Raw genomic sequence first — 3,388 nt, 5'->3', positions numbered from 1 at the left:
AGAGGAAGAAGATTCGGCTAGCTCCGCAGGAGAAGGAATGTATTGGAAATATGAGTCATTTTTAAAGAAAATGGATTCCAAATTTTTTTCTGCCGTAGGAGCAGCCGGAGAGTTGGTGGCATTTAGAACATCCTTGTATAGAGATTTACCCGAAGATACTATTTTAGACGACTTTATGCAATCCTTACTTATCGCATCTGATGGGTACAGAATTGTGTATGAACCGGATGCTTATGCTATGGAAACCGGCTCCGATACCACCTCGGAGGAATTAAAACGGAAAGTAAGAATTAGTGCAGGTGGCTGGCAATCCATGAAAAGGCTATTTTTCAAAATAACACCTTTTAATCATCCCTTGCTCTTTTTTCAATATTTGTCACATAGGGTTCTTCGGTGGACAATTACCCCTTTTTTATTGCTGCTTATTTTTATACTTAACTTTTTTCTTCTCGAGGAAGGCTTGATTTACCAATTAGTATTGGTCGCTCAATTGCTTTTTTATGCAGCTGCTTTGCTTGGATATGTTTTGGAAAACAGAAAGCTGAGAATTAAGGTGCTTTTTATCCCTTTTTATTTTTGTATGATGAACTATGCAGTAGTTGCAGGGCTGTTTCGTTTTCTAAAAGGGAGTCAAAAAAGCACATGGGAAAAATCAAAACGTAAAACCTAATTCAATACTTACTTTTGCCAAAGCAGGAAGCATGTAGATAGGTTTTTTTTAATACTGATGATACATGGTTTTAGGGATTATTTGCATAGCAGTTGATAAAAGGTGCAAGAGTTTTTTCTTCTAAGTAGCAAGAAAAGATTTGAACGAATATCAATTAAGATTTGGAGTACAAAAAAAATGTTGTTTTATTGGTTGATTATTACAATTAACATTAACCCTATCGATGAAATACATACCTTTTTTTTTGTTATTGGTGTGGCAGACCTATGCGCATGCGCAGTTATTACCACTTCCCTCTGCGGTGTATGAGTACAAAATGTTGCCCGTAAATGTTGTGAATGGCACAGAAACTCGTCCCATCCTTGATGGCCCCACAGAAACCTTAGATAATTTTAGAGTGAACCATTATACGCTTTCAGCAGGAAAAAGCTTGAGGCTGAAAAAAGGAGAAGAGAAATTAGTTTTGATTGGTACCGGCGAACTATTGGTTAATCAGGGAGTGATAAGTGAAAAATTAGAGGACAGGAGTGTGGCCTGGTTAACCAAAGACCAACCTGCTAGAATTCATCATTCAGGAACCTCGCCCGTTTCTTTTTTTGTAATAGAATGGGAGTCTGAAGGAGTAGGTGAAAACTTTATACCTGAGGTCAATACTTTAACCAAGTATAATTACAAGCAATTGGAATTCAAAAAAAGTGAAAAAGGGGGACGAAGGGATGTAAGTAGAGGAGTTACGCCCCTTTTACAAGAATTGGAAATGCATATCACAACTTTAAATGAAGGAAAAAAGAGTCACGATCCTCACGTTCATGCGGATGAGGAGATAATTCTGGTCCTACAAGGTCAAGTGGAGGAAATGATTAATGGAGTGCCATATCTTCTAGGCCCCGGTTCTCTTATCTATTTACATGCTATGGATGCGCATGGGATTAGGAATGCCGGAAAAGGAGCATGTGAATACTATGCTATTCGTTGGATTACAAAAGATACCGGCAAATAACCATTAGGATAGGTAAAATATGCGGTAAAGACATTTTTATATTTAAATTATAATACCTTATATTGTCCTCATAAATAAAGTTTTGCTTCCGCTTTTGATTGCTTTGAGCGGAGAATAGTGGAGACAAGCAATAAACCCATGGGCATACTGAGTAATCATACGGACAACAATTTGCTGGCCTGTTTAAAACAGGGAGATATAGCTGCTTTTGATGAGCTGTATCATCGGTATGCCAGAAAACTTATGGCTTTTTCACTAACTTTTTTTGCTGACCAACAATTAGCAGAAGAGGCCGTGCAGGAGATTTTTGTAAGGGTATGGGAACGAAGGAGGAAACTAGACGAGACAAAATCATTTAAAAGCTACCTCTTCCAATCCGTAAAATTTTATATGTTCAATTATATAAGAGATAGAAAAAATGACTGTAGCTTGGATAGTTTGTCTGAGGACTTCGGCATGGTATCGGAAAGTATAGAAGACAGTTTATCTTATAAGGAATTGGAAGGAAAGATGATGGAGCAAATAGAAAAGCTACCTACGGTACAGAAGGAAGTTTTTAAGATGAATAAATTTAAAGGCATGACAAGTGAGCAAATTGCTCATCAAATGAAACTGTCAAAAAGGACCATTGAACATCATATTTATTTGGCTTCAAAATCATTGAAAAGTAACATGCTTCACAAGCCTGCTCTTGGTTTGGTTTTAATGCTCAATATTTTATTTTGAAGACGCCTATTAACTCTTTTAATCACAAAATATAAGTAGCGTGTATTTGGTGTTAGCTTAATTTTTTAACTTTTTGTATTTTTTTTCATCTTTTTATTAAGTAAATATAGCCTTTCATGGTTTATATACAAAAGAACAATAAACCCATTGGAAAGAGAGATTATTACTAAATTTTTAAATCAAACAGCTAGTCCTGAGGAAACCAGGCAAGTATTGGCTTGGTTAGAAAAACCCGGCTCTAGAAAGGTTTTTGATGCGCATATAAAAAATACTTGGGACAAGAGTTCCATTAGTGAAGAAGATAAGACTGATTATGATAAGCTTCTTCAAAAAATACATTTACGTACTTCTATTGCTACTGGGCCTACCCAATCAAAGAGTGTATCCTGGTACAAAACCTTCAAGGTTGCCGCAAGTATTGTCCTTTTAATTGGAAGTATCATTTTTATAAAGAAAGGAATAGAATTTAATGAGCCTCATCTTGCCTTACCTGAGAAGGTAATCGAGCGGAAAACAGGCATTGGAGAAAAGTTAACAATGAAGCTTCCTGATGGTACGAGTATAGTCCTGAATGCTAATTCGAGGATCATTTTTTCTACTGGTTATGGGGATAAGAATAGACTAGTGGAATTGGAGGGAGAGGGATATTTCGAGATTGCCAAAGATAGCATAAGGCCTTTCCAAGTTAAAACAAAGGGGATGGTTACCACCGCCCTAGGAACAGCTTTCAATACAATCGCTAGAGATGGGTTTTACGCTGTCGCACTTACCGAAGGGAAGGTTGCCATTGAGGCTGGGGAAGAAAAATTAAAGCTTAATCCCGGTCAAATGATGATTTTAGATAAAAGGGACAGCTTGTCAGGGGTTGAAGTGAGGCCTTTTGAAATCGATAAAGTGATAGGGTGGAAAGAGGGAATATTGCATTTTGAAAGGGTTCAATTAAAAAAAATTTTAGAAGATCTTGCCAAATGGTACGGAGTGGAATTAGAAAT

Annotated in this window: 4 protein-coding genes; all 4 read left to right on the top strand. The window is 36.8% G+C overall.

From position 1 onward, the window contains the following. On the top strand, positions 1-670 hold a 670-nt coding region (locus AAC037_RS22110; protein ID WP_339905673.1), incomplete at its 5' end, for a glycosyltransferase family 2 protein. A gap of 223 nt (positions 671-893) precedes the next feature. Then, entirely contained in the window at positions 894-1,670 is a 777-nt protein-coding gene (locus tag AAC037_RS22105) for a cupin domain-containing protein (RefSeq protein WP_339905671.1), read from the top strand. 138 nt (positions 1,671-1,808) lie between these two features. Next, the gene (locus AAC037_RS22100) at positions 1,809-2,396 is read left to right on the top strand and encodes an RNA polymerase sigma-70 factor (protein WP_339905670.1); all 588 of its coding nucleotides are present in this window, start codon (positions 1,809-1,811) and stop codon (positions 2,394-2,396) included. A 147-nt stretch (positions 2,397-2,543) separates the two neighbouring features. Continuing rightward, the coding region (locus tag AAC037_RS22095) for a FecR domain-containing protein (RefSeq protein ID WP_339905669.1) at positions 2,544-3,388 on the top strand (845 nt) is incomplete at its 3' end.

This window comes from uncultured Cyclobacterium sp. (genome assembly GCF_963976465.1).
In the GTDB taxonomy this organism is placed as follows: domain Bacteria; phylum Bacteroidota; class Bacteroidia; order Cytophagales; family Cyclobacteriaceae; genus Cyclobacterium.
The sequence above is the reverse complement of the archived record's forward strand: the minus strand, read 5'-3'. Positions and strand labels throughout refer to the sequence as shown.